Origin of the sequence: Pseudomonas sp. IPO3747, assembly GCF_013385245.1 — a bacterium.
In the GTDB taxonomy this organism is placed as follows: Bacteria; Pseudomonadota; Gammaproteobacteria; order Pseudomonadales; family Pseudomonadaceae; genus Aquipseudomonas; species Aquipseudomonas edaphica.
In genome coordinates this window covers 606,556-628,704 of sequence record NZ_JACAQL010000022.1, presented here as the reverse complement: position 1 = coordinate 628,704, position 22,149 = coordinate 606,556, and the positions used below count along the sequence as shown (strand labels likewise).

The 22,149-nt window shown below is 60.5% G+C and carries 15 protein-coding genes; 8 read left to right on the top strand and 7 right to left on the bottom strand.

Annotation, left to right across the window (positions count from 1 at the left end):
• The first annotated feature begins 17 nt into the window (after positions 1 to 17).
• The 3 genes from HX790_RS24270 to HX790_RS24260 all read left to right on the top strand — a co-directional run bounded on the left by HX790_RS24270 (position 18) and on the right by HX790_RS24260 (position 4,744).
• Positions 18 to 1,430, top strand: coding sequence for an efflux transporter outer membrane subunit (locus tag HX790_RS24270; RefSeq protein ID WP_050547726.1), 1,413 nt, complete (start codon positions 18 to 20; stop codon positions 1,428 to 1,430).
• A gap of 416 nt (positions 1,431 to 1,846) precedes the next feature.
• Entirely contained in the window at positions 1,847 to 3,943 is a 2,097-nt protein-coding gene (locus HX790_RS24265; RefSeq protein WP_017135062.1) for a bifunctional diguanylate cyclase/phosphodiesterase, read from the top strand.
• Between the two features lie 54 nt (positions 3,944 to 3,997).
• Positions 3,998 to 4,744, top strand: a complete 747-nt coding sequence (locus HX790_RS24260; protein ID WP_017135063.1) for an SDR family oxidoreductase — start codon at positions 3,998 to 4,000, stop codon at positions 4,742 to 4,744.
• A gap of 116 nt (positions 4,745 to 4,860) precedes the next feature.
• Here HX790_RS24260 and mapR read toward each other — a convergent pair whose 3' ends face one another.
• From mapR to HX790_RS24245, 3 genes are all read right to left on the bottom strand, one after another.
• The gene (gene mapR, locus HX790_RS24255) at positions 4,861 to 6,270 is read right to left on the bottom strand and encodes a GntR family transcriptional regulator MpaR (RefSeq protein ID WP_017139132.1); all 1,410 of its coding nucleotides are present in this window, start codon (positions 6,268 to 6,270) and stop codon (positions 4,861 to 4,863) included.
• A 156-nt stretch (positions 6,271 to 6,426) separates the two neighbouring features.
• On the bottom strand, positions 6,427 to 7,836 hold the full coding sequence (ccoG, locus tag HX790_RS24250) for a cytochrome c oxidase accessory protein CcoG (protein ID WP_176992296.1): 1,410 nt from the start codon (positions 7,834 to 7,836) through the stop codon (positions 6,427 to 6,429).
• Between the two features lie 184 nt (positions 7,837 to 8,020).
• The gene (locus tag HX790_RS24245) at positions 8,021 to 8,260 is read right to left on the bottom strand and encodes a DUF3203 family protein (RefSeq protein WP_176992295.1); all 240 of its coding nucleotides are present in this window, start codon (positions 8,258 to 8,260) and stop codon (positions 8,021 to 8,023) included.
• 120 nt (positions 8,261 to 8,380) lie between these two features.
• Here HX790_RS24245 and HX790_RS24240 point away from each other — a divergent pair, with 120 nt between their 5' ends.
• Positions 8,381 to 8,878: an MgtC/SapB family protein gene (locus HX790_RS24240; RefSeq protein ID WP_017139129.1), complete on the top strand. Its 498-nt coding sequence runs from the start codon at positions 8,381 to 8,383 to the stop codon at positions 8,876 to 8,878.
• An 8-nt stretch (positions 8,879 to 8,886) separates the two neighbouring features.
• On the opposite strand, the gene HX790_RS24235 is transcribed toward HX790_RS24240, so the two are convergent.
• Both HX790_RS24235 and HX790_RS24230 read right to left on the bottom strand, forming a co-directional pair.
• The gene (locus HX790_RS24235; protein ID WP_017139128.1) at positions 8,887 to 9,435 is read right to left on the bottom strand and encodes a hypothetical protein; all 549 of its coding nucleotides are present in this window, start codon (positions 9,433 to 9,435) and stop codon (positions 8,887 to 8,889) included.
• A 178-nt stretch (positions 9,436 to 9,613) separates the two neighbouring features.
• The gene (locus HX790_RS24230) at positions 9,614 to 9,781 is read right to left on the bottom strand and encodes a hypothetical protein (RefSeq protein WP_017139127.1); all 168 of its coding nucleotides are present in this window, start codon (positions 9,779 to 9,781) and stop codon (positions 9,614 to 9,616) included.
• A 203-nt stretch (positions 9,782 to 9,984) separates the two neighbouring features.
• On the opposite strand from HX790_RS24230, the gene HX790_RS24225 reads away from it, so the two are divergent.
• The 4 genes from HX790_RS24225 to HX790_RS24210 all read left to right on the top strand — a co-directional run bounded on the left by HX790_RS24225 (position 9,985) and on the right by HX790_RS24210 (position 18,940).
• The gene (locus HX790_RS24225) at positions 9,985 to 11,973 is read left to right on the top strand and encodes an alpha-1,4-glucan--maltose-1-phosphate maltosyltransferase (protein WP_138453127.1); all 1,989 of its coding nucleotides are present in this window, start codon (positions 9,985 to 9,987) and stop codon (positions 11,971 to 11,973) included.
• A gap of 167 nt (positions 11,974 to 12,140) precedes the next feature.
• Positions 12,141 to 15,488 carry a maltose alpha-D-glucosyltransferase gene (gene treS, locus HX790_RS24220; protein ID WP_176992294.1) on the top strand — a complete coding sequence of 1,116 codons (3,348 nt, stop codon included), beginning with the start codon at positions 12,141 to 12,143 and terminating at the stop codon, positions 15,486 to 15,488.
• Entirely contained in the window at positions 15,485 to 17,722 is a 2,238-nt protein-coding gene (gene glgB / locus HX790_RS24215; RefSeq protein WP_176992293.1) for a 1,4-alpha-glucan branching protein GlgB, read from the top strand. Before treS ends, glgB begins: the two co-directional genes overlap by 4 nt.
• Positions 17,723 to 17,773: 51 nt before the next feature.
• Entirely contained in the window at positions 17,774 to 18,940 is a 1,167-nt protein-coding gene (locus HX790_RS24210; RefSeq protein ID WP_017139123.1) for a GGDEF domain-containing protein, read from the top strand.
• A gap of 4 nt (positions 18,941 to 18,944) precedes the next feature.
• On the opposite strand, the gene HX790_RS24205 is transcribed toward HX790_RS24210, so the two are convergent.
• Positions 18,945 to 21,131, bottom strand: coding sequence for a GAF domain-containing protein (locus HX790_RS24205; RefSeq protein ID WP_176992292.1), 2,187 nt, complete (start codon positions 21,129 to 21,131; stop codon positions 18,945 to 18,947).
• Positions 21,132 to 21,292: 161 nt separating this feature from the next.
• Positions 21,293 to 22,144, bottom strand: coding sequence for a CAP domain-containing protein (locus HX790_RS24200; protein WP_017139121.1), 852 nt, complete (start codon positions 22,142 to 22,144; stop codon positions 21,293 to 21,295).
• Positions 22,145 to 22,149: the final 5 nt, after the last annotated feature.

The window sequence follows — 22,149 nt, the reverse complement described above, 5'->3', positions numbered from 1 at the left end:
GTGTGAAGGGGGTAACGATGCTGTTGTGCGGCGCCTTGCTCAGCGCCTGCGCCATCGGCCCGGATTACAAGCGCCCGGAGGTGGTCGAACCCGCGCAGTTCAAGGAAGCCCAGGGCTGGCGCCAGGCCAACCCAAGCGATTCCCTGGCCCGTGGCGCCTGGTGGGAGTTGTACGGTGACCGTCAACTTAACGAGCTGGTCACGCGCCTCAATAACTCCAACCAGACCGTGGCCCAGGCCGAAGCGCGCTTCCGCCAGGCCCAGGCCCAGGTGCGCAGCGCACGCGGGGCGTTTTTCCCAACGGTGGACTTCAGTGCCGGTAAAACCCGTGCCAGTCAGGGCACCGGCAGCAGTAACGCCAGCCTCAGCAGTTCCAGCAGTGGTATTCGTGACACGCTCAATACCCAGTTGGGCGTGAGTTGGGAGGCCGATGTGTGGGGCAAGTTGCGCCGTGGTCTTGAAGCGAATGAGGCGACGGCTGAGGCCAGTTCCGCGGATCTGGCGGCGATGCGTTTGAGCCAGCAGTCGGAGTTGGTGCAGGACTATCTGCAACTGCGCGTGATGGACGAGCAGACACGTTTGCTGCAGGCCACGCTGGAGACTTATCAGCGCTCCCTGAAGATGACTGAAAACCAGTACCGGGCGGGGGTTTCCGACAAAGCCGCGATTGCTCAGGCACAGACCCAACTGAAGACGACCCAGGCCAGTTTGATCGACTTGATCTGGCAGCGTGCGCAGTTGGAAAACGCCATCGCAGTGTTGATCGGCGAAGCGCCGGCCAACTTCAATCTGGCGGTGAGCAAAGACATACCTGCCTTGCCGCAGATTCCGCTGAGTGTGCCATCGCAATTGCTTGAGCGGCGCCCGGACATTGCGTCGGCGGAGCGCTCAGTGATTGCGGCCAACGCGAATATCGGTGTGGCCAAGGCGGCTTATTACCCGGACCTGACCTTGAGCCTGGCGGGCGGGTATTCCAGCAGCACCTATGCTGATTGGATCAGTTTGCCGAACCGGTTCTGGTCGGTGGGGCCCAAGCTTGCGATGACCTTGTTTGACGGTGGGCAGCGTTCGGCTGAGGTCGATCGTAGTGTGGCGTCTTATGACGAGACGGTGGCCAAGTACCGCCAGACCGTACTGGATGGTTTCCGCGAAGTGGAAAACTATATGGTGCAGTTGAAGGTGCTGGAAGATGAGGCGGTGGTCAGCAATGAAGCCCTGGAGGCCGCGCGCGAGTCCCTGCGCTTGACGCAGAATCAGTACAAGGCCGGGTTGATCGCCTACCTGGATGTGGTGACGGTGCAGGCCACTGCGTTGAGCAATGAGCGCACGGTCTTGACCCTGTTGCAGACGCGGTTGGTGGCAAGTGTGCAGTTGATTGCGGCGTTGGGTGGCGGCTGGGACGGGCAGACGTCTTTGGCTGAGAAGCAGTGACTGAGTAGCTATTAAAAACAACTCAAGCACCTTCCCAATCAAGGCTGGGCACTGTCACTGTGGCGAGGGAGCTTGCTCCCGCTGGGCTGCGCAGCAGCCCCATAACACTTGCGGGCGCTGCGCACCCGAGCGGGAGCAAGCTCCCTCGCCACAACAGCCCGCACTTGTTACTCCTCGGCACATCGCTGATCAAAATCCGCCCGCGCCTGTTCAATCGCCCACGGCCTGATTTTCAAGCAGATGATCCGGCTCAGCGGGCTGAAGCAAGGGGCATTTCAAGGTCAGTAGATTGGCGTCAAAATGCCACTAATGGCCCCTTGATAATTAATCAAACCGGCAATAATTATTCTCGCTACAATCGCCCGCTTTGCCACTTGGCACGGGCGTTTTCAGGCCCGTCAGTCTTGAGAAGTCCCATGCTGATCGGTAGTTATTCCCCCTCTCTGGTCGTCATCTCCCTGTGCGTCGCGATCCTGGCGTCCTATACCGCGCTGGACTTGGCCGGCCGTATTGCGACCGCCAGGGGCCGCGCAGCGTACATGTGGATGACCGGCGGGGCATTGGCCATGGGCGTGGGCGTTTGGTCCATGCACTTTATCGGCATGCTGGCGTTGCGCCTGCCCTTTGCTCTCGGGTTTGACCTGGGTATCACCGCGCTGTCGTTATTGATCGCCGTGTTATCCAGTGGCTTTGCACTGTGGCTGGTCAGCCAGCCACGTCTGCCGGCTTGGCAGTTGGCATTTGGCGCGTTGGTGATGGGGGCTGGTATTGCCTGCATGCACTACACCGGAATGGCCGCGATGCGCATGACCCCGGGCATCGATTACGACCCCGGGCTGTTTGGCGCCTCATTGTTGATCGCCGTGCTGGCGTCCGGCGCGGCCTTGTGGATCGCTTTCAACTTGCGGCGCAACACGCCTTACGTACGCCTGGCGCGGGGGGGCGCCGCGGTGGTGATGGGCATTGCGATCGTTGGTATGCACTACACCGGCATGGCTGCCGCGCGTTTTGATGACAACAGTTTCTGCGGCGCCGCGCTGACGGGACTGAGTGGCAAGGGCCTGGATAACCTGGTGCTGGTCACTTCGCTGGCGGTCTTGATCATCGCGTTATTGACCTCATTGCTCGACGCCCGGCTTGAAGCCCGCACTGCCGTGCTCGCAGACTCACTGACCCTGGCCAACCAGGAACTCACCCATCTGGCCCTGCATGACATGCTCACCGGGCTGCCTAATCGCACCTTGCTCGCCGACCGCATTCAACAAGCCATACAGGCGGTCAGGGAGCAGGGTGGTTGTTTTGCGTTGATGTTTATCGACCTGGACGGTTTCAAGCCGGTCAATGATGCATTTGGCCACCACATGGGTGACCAATTGCTGCGCGAGGTGGGTTTGCGTCTGCGCGAGGACCTGCGCAGCCAGGACACCTTGGCGCGCATCGGTGGCGATGAGTTTGTGCTGCTGGTGCAGTTGACCCAGCCGGACGACGCCATGGGCCTGGCCGAGCGCCAGGTTGGCTTGATCAACCGTACGTTCAAGGTAGCCGAGCATGAACTGAAGATTTCCGCGAGCATCGGCATTGCCATGTTCCCCGGTAACGGCGTTAACCCTCAGGAACTGCTGATGAACGCTGATGCCGCCATGTACCACGCCAAGGGCATGGGCAAGAACGGTTACAGCTTCTTTGATGTGTCGATGAACACCAATGCGCGCAAACAGCTGCAGTTGTTGCAGGACCTGCGCAACGCCGTTGAGCACCAACAGTTCCGCCTGTACTACCAGCCCAAGTTCGACGCGCTCAGCGGTATTGCGGTCGGCGCCGAAGCTTTGTTGCGTTGGGAGCACCCGCAACAGGGGCTGTTGTTGCCGGCGATGTTCATCGAGCTGGCGGAAAAAACCGGGTTGATTATTCCCATCGGCGAGTGGGTGCTCAACGAGGCTTGCCGCCAGATGGCTGTCTGGTACGCGCAGGGTTATGAAGACTGGCGCATTGCAGTCAACCTGTCGGCGTTGCAGTTCTGCCATGCAGGGTTGGTTAAAAGTGTCGCGCAGGCGCTGGAGCGTCACCGCTTGCCGGCCAACAGCCTGACCCTGGAAATCACCGAAACCACTGCCATGAGCGATGCCGATGCGAGCATGACGGTGCTGCAGCAACTGTCGGACATGGGCGTGGACCTGTCCATCGACGACTTCGGCACCGGTTATTCGAGCCTGATGTACCTCAAACGGTTGCCCGCCAACGAGCTGAAGATCGACCGCGGGTTTGTGCGCGATCTTGAACACGACAGTGACGACGCCGCCATCGTCTCGGCCATTGTCGCCCTCGGCCAGGCGCTAGGGCTGCGCATTGTCGCCGAAGGCGTGGAGACCGATGTGCAGCAAAGTTTCCTCACCCGGCTGGGGTGCAACGCGCTGCAAGGCTACTTGCTGGGCCACCCATTGCCGGCCGAGGGGTTCATGGCCGATATCCAGCGCGCCGAAGACGCCTTGGCGCCTGACAAAAGCCGTGGATGACGGGTATTCTTGGATCCAACCTTGAACTGTTGGTTTATTCAGGAGACCGCACGCATGGACAAAGTCGTCATTATCACTGGAGGCAGCCGTGGTATCGGCGCTGAGACGGCCTTGCTGGCTGCACGCCAGGGCTACCGCATTTGCATCAACTACCAGTCTGATGAGGCAGCGGCCCAGCGTGTGCTGGACCAGGTGCGCGCCTTGGGTGCACAGGCCATTGCGGTGCGGGCCGATGTCAGCATCGAGGATGAAGTGATCGCATTGTTCAATCGCGTTGATGCCGAGCTTGGGCGCGTGACGGCACTGGTCAACAACGCCGGCACCGTGGGGCACAAGTCGCGGGTCGATGAAATGTCCGAGTTCCGCATCCTCAAAATCATGAAGACCAATGTGCTGGGGCCGATCCTGTGTGCCAAGCAAGCGGTGCTGCGCATGTCGCCCAGGCATGGCGGGCAGGGCGGCAGCATCGTCAACGTGTCGTCGGTAGCCGCGCGCCTGGGTTCGCCGGGCGAATATGTCGACTATGCCGCGTCCAAGGGCGCGCTGGATACCTTCACCATCGGCCTGTCCAAAGAGGTGGCGGGTGAAGGGATCCGTGTCAACGCGGTGCGCCCTGGCTACATCTTTACCGACTTCCATGCCCTGAGCGGCGACCCGGACCGAGTCAGCAAGCTGGAGTCCGGCATCCCCATGGCCCGTGGCGGGCGCCCGGATGAAGTGGCGGAGGCGATTATCTGGTTGTTGTCGGACAAGGCTTCGTATACCACTGGCACTTTTCTGGATTTGGGCGGTGGCCGTTGAGTCTTTAGCGCCAGTCAAGGCGCCATCGCGGGCAAGCCCGGCTCCCACAGTGGAACGCATTTCACTGTGGGAGCCGGGCTTGCCCGCGATGGCGTCAGATAAGGCAACAACCGAGCCTAGAAGGACCGCACAATGCGCCCGAGTGTTTCCATGGCCTTTTCCGATGCCTCGGTCCACGGGCTGCCGTAGTTCAAGCGAATGCAATTTCTGAAGCGCTGGGTCGCCGAAAAAATCGGCCCCGGCGCAATGCTGATGCCCTGGGCCAGGGCCATTTGGAACAGCTTCAACGAATCGGTTTGCTCCGGCAGTTCCAGCCACAGGAAATAGCCGCCAGCCGGCTGGCTGACCCGCGTCTGTGCCGGGAAATAGCGCGCGATGGCGGCCAGCATGGCGCTCTGCTGTTCTTCCAGGGCGTAGCGCAATTTACGCAGGTGCCGGTCATAGCCGCCGTGTTGCAGGTAGTCCGCAATCGCCGCCTGGGCCGGCATCGAGGGGCACAGCGAAGTCATCAGCTTCAGGCGTTCAACCTTCTGCGCATAGCGCCCGGCCGCTACCCAGCCGACGCGATAGCCAGGTGCCAGGCTCTTGGCGAAGGAACCGCAGTGCATCACCAGCCCTTCAGTGTCGAAGGCCTTGGCCGGTTTTGGCGCGTGCTGCCCGTAATACAACTCGGCGTATACATCGTCCTCGATCATCGGCACTTGATGGCTGCGCAGCAGTTCCACCAGCGCCTGTTTTTTCGCCTCTGGCAGCGTGGCGCCCATGGGGTTCTGGAAGCTGGTCATGGTCCAGCAGGCTTTGATCGGGTAGCGCTCAAGGGTTTGCGCCAGGGCATTGAGGTCGATGCCATCGCGTGGGTGTACGGGGATTTCCACCGCCTTGAGCTTCAGGCGTTCGAGCACTTGCAGGCAGGCATAGAACGCCGGGGCTTCGATAGCGACCAGGTCGCCCGGCTCGGTCACCGCTTGCAGGCACAGGTTCAGCGCTTCCAGGGCGCCGTTGGTGATCAGCAGCTCTTCCATCGGCAGCATCAGGCCGCCCACCATGTAGCGCAGGGCGATCTGCCGGCGCAGTTGCGGGTTACCCGGTGACATGTCGGTGACGACAAGGCGCGGGTCCATCTCACGGCCGGCACTGGCCAACGAGCGCGCCAGGCGTGGCAGCGGGAACAACATGGGGCTGGGGAAGGCCGAGCCGAACGGTACGGTGTTGGGGTCTTTGATGGAGTCGAGCACTGAGAACACCAACTCACTCACATCGACTTCGGTGGACTCGTGCACCTGTTCACTCACCACCGGCTCGGAAAACGGGCTGGGCGCGTGAGTGTTGACGAAGTAGCCGGAGCGCGGCCGCGCACGAATCAGGCCACGGCGTTCGAGCAGGTAGTAAGCCTGGAACACCGTGGACGGGCTGACCCCATAGGTTTGGCTGGCATAGCGCACTGAGGGCACTCGCTGGCCAGGGCCGAGGACGCCGGAGCGGATCAGTTCTGCGATGTCGTCGGCAAATTTTTCGTAGCGTTTCATGGCGGCCTGATTAACTTTCCAATAGTGTTCGCAGGGCAAAATGTGGGAGCTGGCTTGCCTGCGATGACGGTGGCACATTCAACATCATCCGTGCCAGACCGGGCGCCATCGCAGGCAAGCCAGCTCCCACACTTGATCTTCTGTGTGTGTTGGATATCAACGATTCAACGGCGCCACAAAGCGACTGTCCGCTGCACTGTAAATCCACGGTTCATCCACATCCACAACCTTGAAGCGCAAGGTCTGCGAGCTGCTCGCCGGTTTATCGGCCAGCAACGCTACCGACACCGGCACGTCGCTGATTTCCCCCGGCGCCAGGCTGAGCCGGGTCTTGCCTTGCAACTGGAAGGCCTCGGCGTCCACCAGTTCCAGGCGGTAATCCTGGCGCTGCTGGGTCTTGTTGATGACCTTCAAGCTGTAGATGTTTTCGATCAGCCCCTGGCTGTTTTCACGGAACATGCCACGGTCCTTGGTCACGTCCAGCGACACCATTGGCCGTTCAATCAAGGCCACCACCAAGGCGGCGATCATTAGCAGCAGCACGGCACTGTAGCCGATCAGGCGTGGCCTGAGCAGGTGCGTTTTGCCACCTTGCAGTTGATGTTCGCTGGTATAGCTGATGAGACCACGGGCATAGCCCATCTTGTCCATGATCGAATCGCAGGCGTCGATGCATGCGGCGCAGCCAATGCATTCCATTTGCAGGCCATCGCGGATATCGATGCCGGTGGGGCACACCTGCACGCACAGTTGGCAGTCGATGCAATCCCCCAGGCCAACCTGCGCCGGTTTCACCTCGCGTTTGCGCGGGCCTCGGCTTTCGCCACGCGCCGCGTCGTAGGAAATGGTCAGGGTGTCTTTGTCGAACATCACGCTCTGAAAACGTGCATACGGGCACATGTGCATGCACACCGCTTCGCGCAGCCAGCCGGCGTTGATGTAGGTGGCTGCGGTAAAAAACAGCACCCAGAACAGGCTCACACCGCCCATCTGCCAGGTCAGCAACTCACTGGCCAGCGGGCGGATTGGCGTGAAGTAGCCGACAAACGTCAGCCCGGTCAGCACGCTGATACCCAGCCACAGCGTATGTTTTGCCGAACGCCGCGCCAGTTTGTTGAGACTCCAGGGTGCCGCTTGCAGTTTGATGCGTTGGTTGCGTTCACCTTCGGTGACCTTTTCACACCACATGAACAGCCAGGTGAACGAGCTTTGCGGGCAGGTGTAGCCGCACCAAACGCGGCCGGCAAATACGGTAATGGCAAACAGGCCGAAAGCGCAGATGATCAACAGCGCCGACAGCAGGATGAAATCCTGGGGCCAGAAGGTGGCACCGAAGATGTGGAATTTGCTTTCGGCCAAGTCCCACAGCACGGCTTGGCGCCCGGACCAGTTCAGCCACACGGTGCCAAAAAACGCCAGGAACAGCACAGCGGCACCGCCCACACGCAAAGTGCGGAACACGCCGGTGAAGCTGCGGGTATGGATCAGGTTGTCACTGGATTTGGCCTTCACCTTCTTTGGGTGTATGGGCTCAAAGGTGTCCACGGTTGGGATTCTTTCGCTCATGGTCGTTCGCTCATCAGCCTCCATCAGGCCAATGAACTATGAACTTCACGCTGTTTGCATAACAGACTCAGGTAGGTCGATAAAAAGCGGATCAGATGGGCTTTTTATACGTCACTGTGACAATGTGCTGCACCCCGTAGCGCCTGGGGTGCAGCTGGCTTGTGCGCAGGTTGATACAGATCAATCAAATCACCGAATCACTGTCGGTCGCCTTCAAGTGTTTGCGACCGTCCCTGGCACCGGCGACGGTCAGTGCGTCCGCTTCGGCTTCAGTGATGTAGACCCGATCGCCTTGTAACTCTACAAAAGACATGGATTTGGCGCTGTCGGTACTCACCGTCACACCCGTGGCGGGCAGGGCGTATTCCTGGCCGTCGTCAGCGACCTTGAAAAAGCACGTTTGATTGTCGATACGTACAGGCATGGTGCTCTCCTTTTTATGGGCAGTCATGGGTTAGGGCGTCGCGCAGTGCCAGGTGTTCCAGGCAACTGACTGGCGGTCGGCGCTGTCCATCCTCTAACCACACTAAAACGGATAACGACCATGGACGCCTGGTGGCAAGAAGTGCTTCAAACCCTGCATGCAGAATTTGCTGACATCGCTGATGCAAAGCAGCTCACTCAGATAACCGTTCGCCTGCTTATCGCCGCGATCCTGGGCGGTATCCTGGGGTTTGAGCGTGAGCAAAAGGGCAAGGCGGCGGGGGTGCGCACCCACATGCTCGTGGCCTTGGGCGCTGCACTGTTTGTGCTGGTGCCGCAGATGTCAGGCAGCCAGTCGGACGCCATGAGCAGGGTCTTGCAGGGGGTTATCGCCGGGATCGGCTTCCTGGGTGCCGGCACTATCCTCAAGGGCAAGGAGGATGAAGAGGGCCAGCACGTCAAAGGCCTGACCACCGCTGCCGGGTTGTGGATGACCGCCGCCATTGGCGTGGCGGCAGGGGTTGGGCGTGAATCAACGGCGGTATTGAGTACACTGCTGGCGCTCGTTGTACTTGGCTTAATGCCCAAAGTCGTCAGGCTCTTCGAGAAGGAACGTTGAGTCCATGATCAGTGAGCCTTCATCCTTGATTTAATGTGTGTTGGGTTGAGCGCCTCGGTGATGGTGTTCATATCCATCACCGTTTGGGCTGTGTCCTTCACGCACCCATTCAGGTGCTCGAATGCTCCGGCCGTGCCTTTGAAAAACTCATAGACATGGCGAAAGCCATAATCGTCCTTACCCGATATCAACTTTAACAGTAAGGCGATTTTCTGTTTGTCATAGGCTGCCTGATAGTCGCTGAAATAAAGTTGGGTGGATAATTTTACGCAGGCCTCGTCACTATTTTTTTGCAGGAACTTGCCGATGTCCGTCAGGAGGTGAGCAACTTCCTCGGCGTCTGGTTCTTTCAACATGGAGTCGACACTTTCCTGGCTGAAATGCATGCGCATTTCATTGAGGACTTTACGCGACTTCAGGTCGTTGGGCGCACGCAAGACCTGGGCGATGTCCTCCTCTGTGAGGCTTGCTTTAAGCTCGGTGAGATAACGCCGGCTGACGGAAACGTCTGAATGTACGTGTTGGTGGCGGCTTTGCTTCACGTGAATGTCCGACATGGTATTAACCTGCTCGCGTTTAAGAGGGGGGTAAATGAAATGTGCTCAAGTAAGCGCGTGTGGGACTGTAGCAATAGGCGCACAGGCGAGATGTAGGCTATTTCACCTGTGCGCGCAGGTTAATGCGTTTTTAAGGCAGGCATCCTGACGCGAGTACGCGTGTGAGTGATGGCGTTGATCAACAAGGTTGAACAATCACCGGCGGCATGGTTGTGGGCGGCTCCTCCACGGGTGGCGGCAGGTTTTCCGGTGGTTCCTTCTCCGGGATCGGTTCCGGTTCACTCGGCGGCAGCGTTGGGTTGTCGATATTCGGGTCCGGAGTTTCAGCCGGGATCGGGATATTCATCGGTGTGGCCTCCTTTGTGCTTTGCTCTATCGGTGGACAACCGCCGGGCAGGTTTGATTCCCGCCCAATGGCGGCACATCCACCTGAACTTTTGCGCGCAGCCCAGGCTCGGACCTATTACGGCCCTGCTCAGGGAGAGCGTCGCCGTCTCAGAATTCGGATCAAGCAAAGAGCGTCCACAGGGCGTAAGGGGAAGATGCTCGATGACTGCTGAAACACTGACTCCAGAAGACTCCATATTGCCGCTGTCCCAGGCCTTGTTGTTGCCAAGGATCGCGATTGAAAGCACTACGCCCGTCATAGATGGCGGCGAATTTGCTGTGAAGGCCGTGGTGGGCCAGCGCGTCACCGTCACCAGCAAGGTGTTTGCCGACGGCCATGACAAGCTCGCCGTGCTGATCCGCTGGCGCCCGCTGCAGGACGAAAGCTGGCACAGCGTAGTGATGACGGATGTGGGCAACAATGGCTGGGAGGGCGCGTTTACCGTGGCCCAGCAAGGCCCGCACGAATACTGCATCGAAGCCTGGATTGATACCTTTGCGAGCTTCTGCTACGAACTGCGCAAAAAACATGAGGCCGGTGTGCCGGTCAGCCTTGAGCTGCAGGAAGGCCGCAGCCTGGTGTTGCAGGCCGCCGAGCGCAGCGACAATGAGTTACGCGACCGCTTGATGCTGCTGCACCACGAGCTGTCGGGCTTGCTGGAAACCGAGCAGGTCGCGCAGTTCTTGCACGAAGACAGTGCACATTTGATGACCCAGGCCGACCACCGCGCTTACTTGAGCATCAGCACCGTATACCCGCTCGACGTGGAGCGTGAGGCCGCACAATTTGCCAGTTGGTACGAGCTGTTTCCGCGCTCGGTCACCGACGATCCGGCGCGCCACGGCACCTTTAATGACGTGCATGCGCGGCTGTCGATGATCCATGACATGGGCTTTGACGTGCTGTATTTTCCGCCGATCCACCCGATCGGCCGCAGCCATCGCAAGGGCAAGAATAACTCGCTGACCGCAGGCGCCGATGACCCCGGCAGCCCTTATGCGATCGGTAGCGAGGAGGGCGGCCATGAAGCCATACACCCGCAGTTGGGCAGCCGCGACGACTTCCGCCGGCTGGTCAAGGCCGCCGCCGAGCATGGCCTGGAAATCGCCCTCGACTTTGCCATTCAGTGCTCCCAGGACCACCCGTGGCTCAAGCAGCATCCAGGCTGGTTCAACTGGCGCCCGGACGGCACGATCAAATACGCCGAAAACCCGCCGAAAAAATACCAGGATATCGTTAACGTCGACTTCTATGCCGCCGACTCTATTCCGAGCCTGTGGACCGAGTTGCGCGACATTGTTATAGGTTGGGTGCAAGAGGGCGTGAAAACCTTTCGCGTGGATAACCCGCACACCAAGCCGCTACCGTTTTGGCAATGGCTGATCAGTGACGTGCGCTCCAGGCACCCGGAGGTGATCTTCCTGGCTGAAGCCTTCACCACACCAGCGATGATGGCGCGCTTGGGCAAGGTCGGTTATTCCCAGAGCTACACCTACTTCACCTGGCGTAACACCAAGGCCGAGTTGAGCGAGTACTTCACACAGTTGAACGAATCGCCGTGGCGCGAGTGCTTCAGGCCGAATTTCTTTGTCAATACCCCGGACATCAACCCCGGCTTCCTGCACGAATCCGGGCGCCCGGGCTTTCTCATCCGCGCCGCCCTGGCCACCATGGGCTCAGGCTTGTGGGGCATGTATTCGGGGTTTGAACTGTGCGAAGCGGCGCCGGTACCGGGTAAGGAGGAATACCTGGACTCGGAAAAATACGAAATCCGCCCCAGGGACTTCACCGCGCCCGGCAACATCATTGCCGAGGTCGCCCAGCTCAATCGTATTCGTCGGCAGAACCCGGCACTGCACACCCATCTGGGCTTGAAGCTCTATAACGCCTGGAACGACAACATCCTGTACTTCGGCAAGCGCAGCGATGACGGCAGCAATTTTATCCTGGTGGCGGTCAACCTTGACCCGTTTAACGCCCAAGAGGCCCATTTCGAATTGCCCCTGTGGGAGCTGGGCCTGCCGGACGATGCCCAGACCCAAGGCGAAGACCTGATGAATGGCCATCGCTGGACCTGGTATGGCAAGAACCAGTGGATGCGCATCGAGCCGCAGATGCCATTCGGGATCTGGCGAATCACCGTCTCCTGAGCCTGACAGGGATTAACTGTCAGGGATCAACGGTGGGAGCTGGCTTGCCTGCGATAGCGGTATGTCAGCACCGAAAAGGCTAGCTGGCCCACCGCTATCGCAGGCAAGCCAGCTCCCACCTTGATTGCATGTCTTCTGCACAATTTTCAGTGTTCCAGGAGTTTCCAATGGCGAAGAAACCCACCCCAGCCACTTTTATCAAAGACCCGCTCTGGTACAAGGACGCGGTGATCTACCAAGTTCACGTCAAATCCTATTTCGACTCCAATAATGACGGTATCGGCGACTTTCCCGGCCTGATCGCCAAGCTCGACTACATCGCCGATCTGGGCGTCAACACCATCTGGCTGCTGCCGTTCTACCCGTCGCCGCGCCGCGACGACGGCTATGACATCGCCGAGTACCGTGGCGTGCACAGCGACTACGGGACGATGGCCGACGCCAAGCGCTTTATCAGTGAGGCGCACAAACGGGGCCTGCGGGTCATCACTGAACTGGTGATCAACCACACCTCCGACCAGCATCCGTGGTTCCAGCGGGCGCGCAAGGCCAAGCCGGGCTCGGCGGCACGGGACTTCTACGTGTGGTCCGATGACGACCAGAAGTACGACGGCACCCGCATCATTTTCCTCGACACCGAAAAGTCCAACTGGACCTGGGACCCGGTCGCCGGCCAGTACTTCTGGCACCGGTTCTATTCGCACCAGCCGGACCTGAACTTCGATAACCCGCAAGTCATGAAAGCCGTGCTCTCGGTGATGCGCTACTGGTTGGACATGGGCATCGACGGCCTGCGTCTGGACGCCATTCCCTACCTGATCGAACGCGACGGCACCAACAACGAGAACCTGCCGGAAACCCACGGCGTGCTCAAGCAGATCCGCGCCGAGATCGACGCGCATTACCCCGACCGCATGCTGTTGGCCGAAGCCAACCAGTGGCCGGAAGATACTCAGCTGTACTTTGGTGACAAAAAAGGCGACGACGGCGATGAATGCCACATGGCCTTCCACTTCCCGCTGATGCCGCGCATGTACATGGCGCTGGCCCAGGAAGATCGTTTCCCGATTACCGATATTCTGCGCCAGACCCCGGAGATCCCCGCCAACTGCCAGTGGGCGATCTTCCTGCGCAACCACGATGAACTGACCCTTGAAATGGTCACCGACAAAGAGCGCGACTACCTGTGGAACTACTACGCCGCCGACCGCCGTGCGCGCATTAACCTGGGCATTCGTCGGCGCCTGGCGCCGCTGATGGAGCGTGACCGTCGCCGCGTTGAACTGCTCAACAGCTTGTTGCTGTCGATGCCCGGCACGCCGACGTTGTACTACGGCGATGAAATCGGCATGGGCGACAACATCTACCTGGGCGACCGCGACGGCGTGCGTACGCCGATGCAATGGTCCATCGACCGTAACGGCGGCTTCTCGCGCGCCGACCCGGCCAGCCTAGTGTTGCCGCCGATCATGGACCCGCAATATGGCTACCTGTCGGTCAACGTCGAAACCCAGGCCCAGGACCCGCATTCGCTGCTGAACTGGACCCGGCGCATGTTGGCGGTGCGTAAGCAGTCCAAGGCCTTCGGGCGTGGAAGCCTGAAAATGCTCTCGCCGAGTAACCGCCGCATCCTGGCGTATACCCGTGAGTTCACCGGCGACGATGGCCGCACGGAAACCATCCTGTGCGTGGCCAACGTGTCGCGCAGCGCCCAGGCGGCCGAGCTGGACTTATCCGCCTTCGCCGGCATGGTGCCGGTGGAGATGCTCGGCGGTAACGCGTTCCCGCCCATCGGCCAGCTGAATTTCCTGCTGACCCTGGCGCCCTACGGCTTTTATTGGTTTGTGCTGGCGGCCGAAAACCAGATGCCCAGCTGGCATGTGGAGCCGGCGCAGAGCATGCCGGATTTCACCACGCTGGTGCTCAAACAACGCATGGAAGAGTTACTCGACGAGCCGTGCCGCACCACCCTGGAGCACACCTCGCTGCCGGCATGGTTGCCCAAGCGGCGCTGGTATGCCGGTAAAGACACGGCCATCGACCAGGTGCAAATTGCCTACGGCGTGCGGTTTGGCGACCCGCAGCATCCGGTGCTGCTCAGTGAGGTCGATGTGACCAGCGGCGGCCAGGTCAGTCGTTATCAATTGCCGTTCGGCTTTTTAGCCGAAGACCAGTTCACCAGTGCCTTGCCCCAGCAACTGGCGCTGGCCCGCGTACGCCGGGGGCGTCAGGTCGGTTTGGTGACCGACGCTTTCAGCCTGGAACACTTTGTCCGGGCGGTGATCCAGGGATTGCAGGCGGGCACGGTGTTGAACACCCACGAAGGTGATTTGCGTTTTGAAGCCACGCCGCACTTGGCCGCGCTGCAACTGACCGATGAGGCGCAGGTGCGCTACCTGTCGGCCGAGCAGTCCAACAGTTCGGTGGTGGTGGGCGAGAGCCTGGTGCTCAAGCTGATCCGCAAAGTCAGCGCCGGGGTGCACCCGGAGCTGGAAATGAGCGCTTACCTGACGGCCGCCGATTACCCGAATATTTCGCCGTTGCTGGGCTCGATGATTCGTCGCGATGGCGAGGGGCAGGACAACCTGCTGATGATTGCCCAAGGCTACCTGAGCAACCAGGGCGACGCCTGGAGCTGGACCCAGAACAACCTGGAGCGCGCGATTCGCGACGAGCTGGCCCAAGCGATTTCCGAGCAGGAGCAGCATTACAACGCCTTGGGTGAACTGCAGGATTTTGCCGGTTTACTCGGCCAGCGCCTGGGCGAAATGCATGGGGTGCTGGCAGCACAAACCACCAACCAAGACTTCAAGCCCGAGACCACCACGGCCAAGGACACCCAGGCCTGGGCCAAGGACGTCGGCGCGCAGATCGACCGCGCGCTGCAGTTGTTAAAACTTCATCAAAGCCAGTTGAACCCCGCCGATCAGGCGCTGGTCAGTGAAATGCTGGGGCATAAAAAAGCGCTGGCCAGCAGTGTCCAGGCCCTGGCGAAAGCCACGGCCGGCGGTTTGCGCATTCGGGTCCACGGTGACTTGCACCTGGGGCAGGTCCTGGTGGTCAAGGGCGATGCGTACTTGATCGACTTTGAAGGCGAGCCGGCGCGCCCGCTGCATGAACGGCGCGGCAAGCACAGCCCGTATAAAGATGTAAGTGGCGTGCTGCGCTCGTTTGATTACGCTGCCGCCATGGCCCTGAATGTGCAAGGTGTGGATCACTCGCCGCAAGCGGATACCGCCCGCCAGCGTGTGACTGACCGTTACCTGAGTGAAGCGCGCAAGGCATTTATCCAGGCTTATCATCAGGCTACGTCTACACTGGCGCATGACTGGCAGGATGCCAATGGGCAGGACGCAGCGCTGACGTTGTTCAGCCTGGAGAAGGCCGCGTACGAAGTGGCTTACGAAGCAGAAAATCGCCCGACCTGGTTGCCGGTGCCCCTGCAAGGGCTGCACGGTTTACTCAGCGGGCTGCTATCTCAAGCGAATAATGCACGCGGTGGGGAGACGTCATGAGTTTTACACAGAGAGAACCGCTGCAAGCGAAGTTGACCGCCATGCCGGCGCCCAAAGATGTAGAAGCGCTGGTGCGCGCGGAACACCCGGACCCTTTTTCCATCCTGGGGCCGCACGATGACGAGCAGGGCGGGCAATTTATCCGCGCGTTCCTGCCCGAAGCCTTGAGCGTCCACGTGTTGGCCCGCGAAAGCGGTGAAGCCATCGGCAGCCTGGACGCGACCCAGGTGCCGGGTTTGTTTGTCGGGCATTTTTCCACGCGCCAGGGCTACCTGCTGAAGATCCAGTGGGCCGGCGGCGAGCAGATCACCGAAGACCCTTACAGCTTCAGCCAGTTACTGCTGGGTGAGATGGATTTGTACCTGTTCGCCGAAGGCAATCACCGTGACCTCAGCAGTTGCCTGGGCGCGCAGGTCACCAGCGTCGACGGCGTGCAAGGCGTGCGTTTTGCGGTGTGGGCGCCGAATGCGCGGCGCGTATCGGTGGTGGGTGACTTCAATATCTGGGATGGCCGCCGCCATCCGATGCGACTGCGGCATCCGTCGGGCGTGTGGGAGATCTTTATCCCACGTCTGCAAACGGGCGCGGCCTACAAGTACGAGATTCTCGGCGCCCATGGGATTCTGCCGCTCAAGGCCGACCCCATGGCGCTTGCTACTCAACTGCCGCCCGACACTGCCTCAAAAGTCGCCGCGCCGTTGCAGGTGGACTGGCAAGACCATGAGTGGATGCAGACGCGTGCCGACAAGCAAAAGGCCTCGGCGCCATTATCCATCTATGAGCTGCATGTCGGTTCCTGGCAGTGTGAACTCGACGAGGCCGGTGAAGTGTCGCGCCAATATGGCTGGCGCGAACTGGCCGAGCGCTTGATTCCTTATGTGCAGCAATTGGGCTTTACCCATATCGAGCTGATGCCGATCATGGAGCACCCGTTCGGTGGCTCCTGGGGTTACCAGGCGCTGTCGCAGTTTGCGCCGAGCGCACGCTTTGGCTCGCCGGAGGACTTCGGGTTTTTCGTCAACGCCCTGCACCAGGCCGACATTGGTGTGATTCTGGACTGGGTGCCGGCGCATTTCCCCACCGATACCCACGGCCTGGCCCAGTTCGACGGCACGGCCTTGTACGAATACGCCAACCCGCTGGAAGGCTTCCATCAGGACTGGGACACGCTGATCTACAACCTGGGCCGCACCGAAGTGCACGGCTTTATGCTCGCTTCGGCGTTGCATTGGCTCAAGCACTTCCACATCGACGGTTTGCGCGTAGATGCCGTGGCCTCAATGCTGTATCGCGATTATTCGCGCAAAGCCGGTGAGTGGGTGCCCAACCGCCATGGCGGCCGCGAAAACCTGGAGGCCATCGACTTCCTGCGCCATCTCAATGATGTGGTCGCGCTGGAAGCGCCGGGTGCGCTGGTGATTGCCGAAGAGTCCACAGCCTGGCCGGGCGTCAGCCAGAGCACGCAGCAGGGCGGCCTGGGTTTTAACTACAAATGGAACATGGGCTGGATGCACGATTCGCTGCACTACATCCAGCAAGACCCGGTGTACCGCGCCCATCATCACAATGAGCTGAGTTTCGGCCTGGTGTATGCGTGGTCCGAACGCTTTATCCTGCCGATCTCCCACGATGAAGTGGTGCACGGCAAGCACTCACTGATCGACAAGATGCCCGGCGATCGCTGGCAGAAATTCGCCAACCTGCGCGCCTATCTGAGCTTTATGTGGATGCACCCCGGCAAGAAGCTGCTGTTTATGGGCTGCGAATTCGGCCAATGGCGCGAGTGGAACCACGATCAGCAGTTGGATTGGTACTTGCTGCAATACCCCGAACACCGAGGCGTGCAGAAACTGGTCGGTGACCTTAACCGCCTGTACCGCGAGGAACCGGCGCTGCATGAGCAGGACGATGCGCCCCAAGGGTTCCAGTGGTTGATTGGCGACGATGCGATCAACAGTGTCTATGCCTGGCTACGCTGGAGCAAGGACGGCAAACCGGTGCTGGTGGTGGCCAACTTCACCCCGGTGCCGCGTGAGGGCTATGCGGTCGGCGTGCCGTTTGCCGGGCGCTGGAGCGAGGTGATCAACAGTGATGCCGACACCTATGCCGGCTCCAATTATGGCAACGGCGGCGAAGTGCTCACCCAAGAGGAGCCGCGCCATGGGCAGCCGGTGTCGCTGTCGCTGAATCTGCCGCCTTTGGGCGTGTTGATTCTTCGCCCGCAAGCGCTGTAACGGCTCTAGTGTGGTGGATTCTGTTGTCCGCACTACTGGCAGGGTGCCACAATGGCGCCTTTGTCGTGGCAGTCGAAGCAGGCGCATTTCATGAACGGCCTTGGGCGTGGGCAAGACCCGGATGAACTCATCGAACAGCAGGTGCGAACCGACCGTTTGCACCAGCTGTTTCGCCAATCGTTCTCGGCTATTTTCGGCAGCTACCTGGGCGCTGTCATGCTCTGCTGGCTGTGCTGGGGCCGGTTTGACCACAAGGTCATGCTGGTCTGGCTGGGGTTGCTGGCGGTGACATCGCTGGTGCGCGTCAAACTGTTCACCGACTGGTTTCGCTGCCCCGACAGCGAGCGCACGCCCCGGCGCTGGGAGCGCCGCTATTGGGTCACGCTGATGCTGTCAGCCGGCACCTGGGGCCTCGGCGCCCTGGCCGTGATGCCGACGGATGATCGTGTTTCCCAGGTGCTGGTCATGCTGTTTACCGTGGGCATGTCAGTGAGCGCGGTTTCGTGTTATTCGGCCTATCGCTATATGACCCTGGGCTCCATGGCGCTGGTACTGTTGCCGTGCACCCTGTGGTTGCTGTTCCAGCCGGCGCCGATGCAAGTAGGTGTGGCGATCGCGGTGCTGGTGTTCTCGACCTTTGTGGTCAGTGCCACGCGCAAGCTCTCGGATGCGCTGGAAAAAGCCTTCCGACTGACCCGACAGATGGAACGTGCTCACCATATCTCCACGCGTGCTGCCCAGACCGACGAGCTCACCGGGCTGATGAACCGTCGCGCGTTTTTCGAACAGGCCCACCTGCTGTACGCGCATTGCCACCACCACCAGCAGCCGCTGAGCGCGTTGATGATGGACATGGACCATTTCAAGGACATCAACGACACCTACGGCCATCAGGCCGGCGACCAGGTGTTGCGCCAGATTGGCGGGGTGATCAGCACGTCGTTTCGCCAGGCCGATGTTTATGGTCGGCTCGGTGGTGAAGAATTCGCGGTGTTGCTGCCCAACACCTCACTGGAAACCGCGCGAGGCATCGCCGAGCAACTGGTCCAGGCGATTTCGGGCCTGACCTGTGAACCGGTGAAGGGCTTGACCGCCAGCCTCGGTGTGGCCACTACCCGCAGCCTTGATCAGGACTTGCACAGCCTGATGAACAACGCCGACAAAGCGCTGTACCGCGCCAAGGCTATGGGGCGTAATCAGGTGGCCGTCGCGCAGTAGCGCCTCACTCCTTGAGCATCGACCTGGCCAATGCCCGCGCCACTTGGTCGGCGGAGTAGGGCTTGGGGAGGAATTCGAAGCCTTCATAACCGCTGTCGGCCAGTTCTTCGCTGTAGCCTGACGTGAGCACCACCGGCAAGTCGGGGCGGCGCTGGCGCAGCAGTTTGCTCATGGCCACGCCGGTCATGCCTGGCATCACCACATCCGAGAAAATCGCGTCAAACGCCATGCCGTCCGGGCCGGCCAGTGCCAGTGCCTGCTCGGCATGGGTGGCCCAGGTGGTGCGGTAACCCAGGTCCTGCAGGATCTGGTTGGCAAAGCGGCCGACCTCGAGGTTGTCTTCGACTATCAGGATGTGGCGCGCCGCAGTGGCGGGCAGCGGGCTCTGATCTTCCTGGACCGGGCAGGCCTGCACCGCCACAGGCTCGGCCTCGGGTAGATACAGGGTAAACACGCTGCCCTGGCCGAGGTTGCTGGTGACGTCGACGTTGCCACCGGACTGTTTGGCAAACCCGAACACCTGGGACAAGCCAAGCCCGGTACCTTTGCCCACCGCCTTGGTGGTAAAGAAGGGTTCGAAAATGCGCTCGACGGTGTCAACGGCAATGCCGCTGCCGGTATCGGCCAAGGCAATGCTCACAAAGGGCTGGTTTGATTCGGCATCGCCACGGATACGCGGCAGTCTGGCAATGTGGGCGACGCGCAGGGTCAGGGTGCCTTGACCTTCCATGGCATCGCGGGCATTGAGCGCGATATTGATCAGGGCGGTTTCAAATTGGCTGGAGTCGACGCGCACATGGCACGGTCGCTGCGGCAACTCCAACTGCACGCGGATACGCGCACCGGTGAGGCTTTCGAGCATCTCGCCGATGTTCTTGACCCGCAGGCTCACATCGAAAACTTCCGGGTTCAGCGGTTGGCGGCGGGCAAAGGCGAGCAGTTGGCTGGTGAGTTTGCTGGCCCGCTCGACAGTGTCGGACACCGCGCTCATGTAGCGTTGGCGGCGCTCTTCGGACAACCCCGGCTGGCGTAGAAAATCCACCGAGGAGCGGATGATGGTCAGCAGGTTGTTGAAGTCATGGGCCACGCCACCCGTCAACTGGCCGATGGCTTCGAGTTTCTGCGACTGGCGCAGAGCGGCTTCGGCCTGGGCCAGCGCCAGGGTGCGTTCTTCGACACGCTGCTCCAGGGTGGTGTTGAGTTCGGCAAAGGCTGCCAGCCCTTCACGCACATGGGCATCGGCGCGCACGCGCTCGATATGCGCCCAGGAGCGCTCGGTGACTTCGCGCAGCAAAGCCAGGTCGTAGCTCGACCACAGCCGTGGGACTTTATCGTGTACCGCCATCAAGGCCGTCAGCCGACCATTTTTGATGAGTGGCATGCAGATCGTGGCGCTGACGCCCAATGCCTGAAAGGACGCTGACTCTTCTGGTGGCAGCTCGCGCAGGTTGTCATGGATCACCAGTGGCTCACCGGCCCGCAGGCAGTTGACGGCCGTTTCACCGAAAGCCGCCAGGCTGTAGCAGCCGATAATGCTGGGCGAACCGGGGGCTGTCCAATTGTCACGGATGGTGAAGCCGTCTTCATCGGCGTCCATATCGGCGTAGGCGCAGTTACTCACCTGCAGATGTTCGGCGACCAATTGAGTGGTGCTGCTCAGAATGGTTTCGGCATCTGCCGCATTGGCCACCGTGTGGCTGATGGCTTCCAATACCGCCAGGCGACGGGCGAGGAATACTGTGGTGGTGGTTTCCGACACGGTGTCGAGAATGCCGACTACCTTGCCCTCGGGGTCGCGAATCGGGCTATAACAAAAGGTGAAGTACGCCTGTTCCCGCGTCGGGCCGCGTTCAATCACCAGGGGGAAATTTTCGATGTAGGTGGCATGGCCTTGGAAGGCGGCATCGGCGATGGGGCTGATATCCGCCCACACCTCATGCCACACCTCGTTGAACGGGCGCCCCAACGGGTCGGACTTGGTGCCCAGGATCGGAATGAATGCATCGTTGTAGAGTGTGATCAACTGCGGCCCCCAGACAATCGCCTGGGGAAAGCTCGATGCGAAGCACAGCGCTACGGTGGTCTTGAGCACGTCGGGCCACTGCTCCAGCGGGCCTAGTGGCGTGTTCGCCCAGTCATGCTGGCGAACCCGCTCAGCCATTTCGCTGCTGCTTTGCAGCCAATTCATCATTGCGAAAACACCTTGTTTACCACGGTCTGTCGAGGGCCTGAAGCGGTCAGGCTAACAAGCAACAGACCGGAATGAATGCTGCCAGTTCAGCACGATTATTCAGGTGATAGCAATTTGATGTTCTATACAAATGAATAGGCCTGCAGTCGGGCCTAAGACGCCTATTGCGCGCCGAGAACCCCCGTCCAATAAATGCCGGCATCACTCTTGGGGTCCATGGCGTAAGCCGCGCCCAATTCACGAAATTGCGGGTTCATCAGGTTGGCGCAATGCCCGGGGCTGGCGAGCCAGCCGTCCACGACCTTGCGCGGGTTGTCGAGGCCGGCGGCGATGTTTTCGCCGATGTTTTTTGCGATGTACCCGGCCAGTTCCGCACGATCGCCAGGCGTGCGGCCGTCATGATCCAGGTGGTCGAAGAAATTGCCATTAGCCATGTTGCGCGAATGGCTGTTGGCGGCGCTGGCCAAGTCGTCATTCCACGACAGCGGCGTGGTCGCGCTAAACGCCTGGGTGCCGCATTGGCGTGGTTGTTGACGGGCGGTGTTGACCAGATCGAGAAGTTTTTTGCCCTCGGTCTGCCAGTCGCCAAGGCCGCTGGTGAGCAGCGGGCGTGCCAGCACGATGCGCCAGTCCTGGCCGCTGTTGCTCACGCCAATATCGACAAATTGCGGGTCCAGCACCACGCGGCAGAAGCTTTCGCGCACGGCCTTCATCGCCGCCTCGGCGTCTTTGGGGCCGGAGAGGCTGATGGCCTGCACATTCACCATCGGGTACGCGGCCCGCGCGAGCGCCTGCTGCAAGTCGCCGACATTGGTGGCCGGCAGCACCAGCCGCGTATCGCTGGCCAACGGTGGCAGTTCCTGGGAACCCTGGTTGCCGCAGCGTTGTACGTGGCTGCGGTATTCGTTGATCTGTTGCACTAACTGACTTTCTTCATTCGCCATCGCGCTGGCGCAGAACACCACATTGGCGGCCAGCGTCGTCAGACCCATCATCAATGACAGCACGCGCATGGACG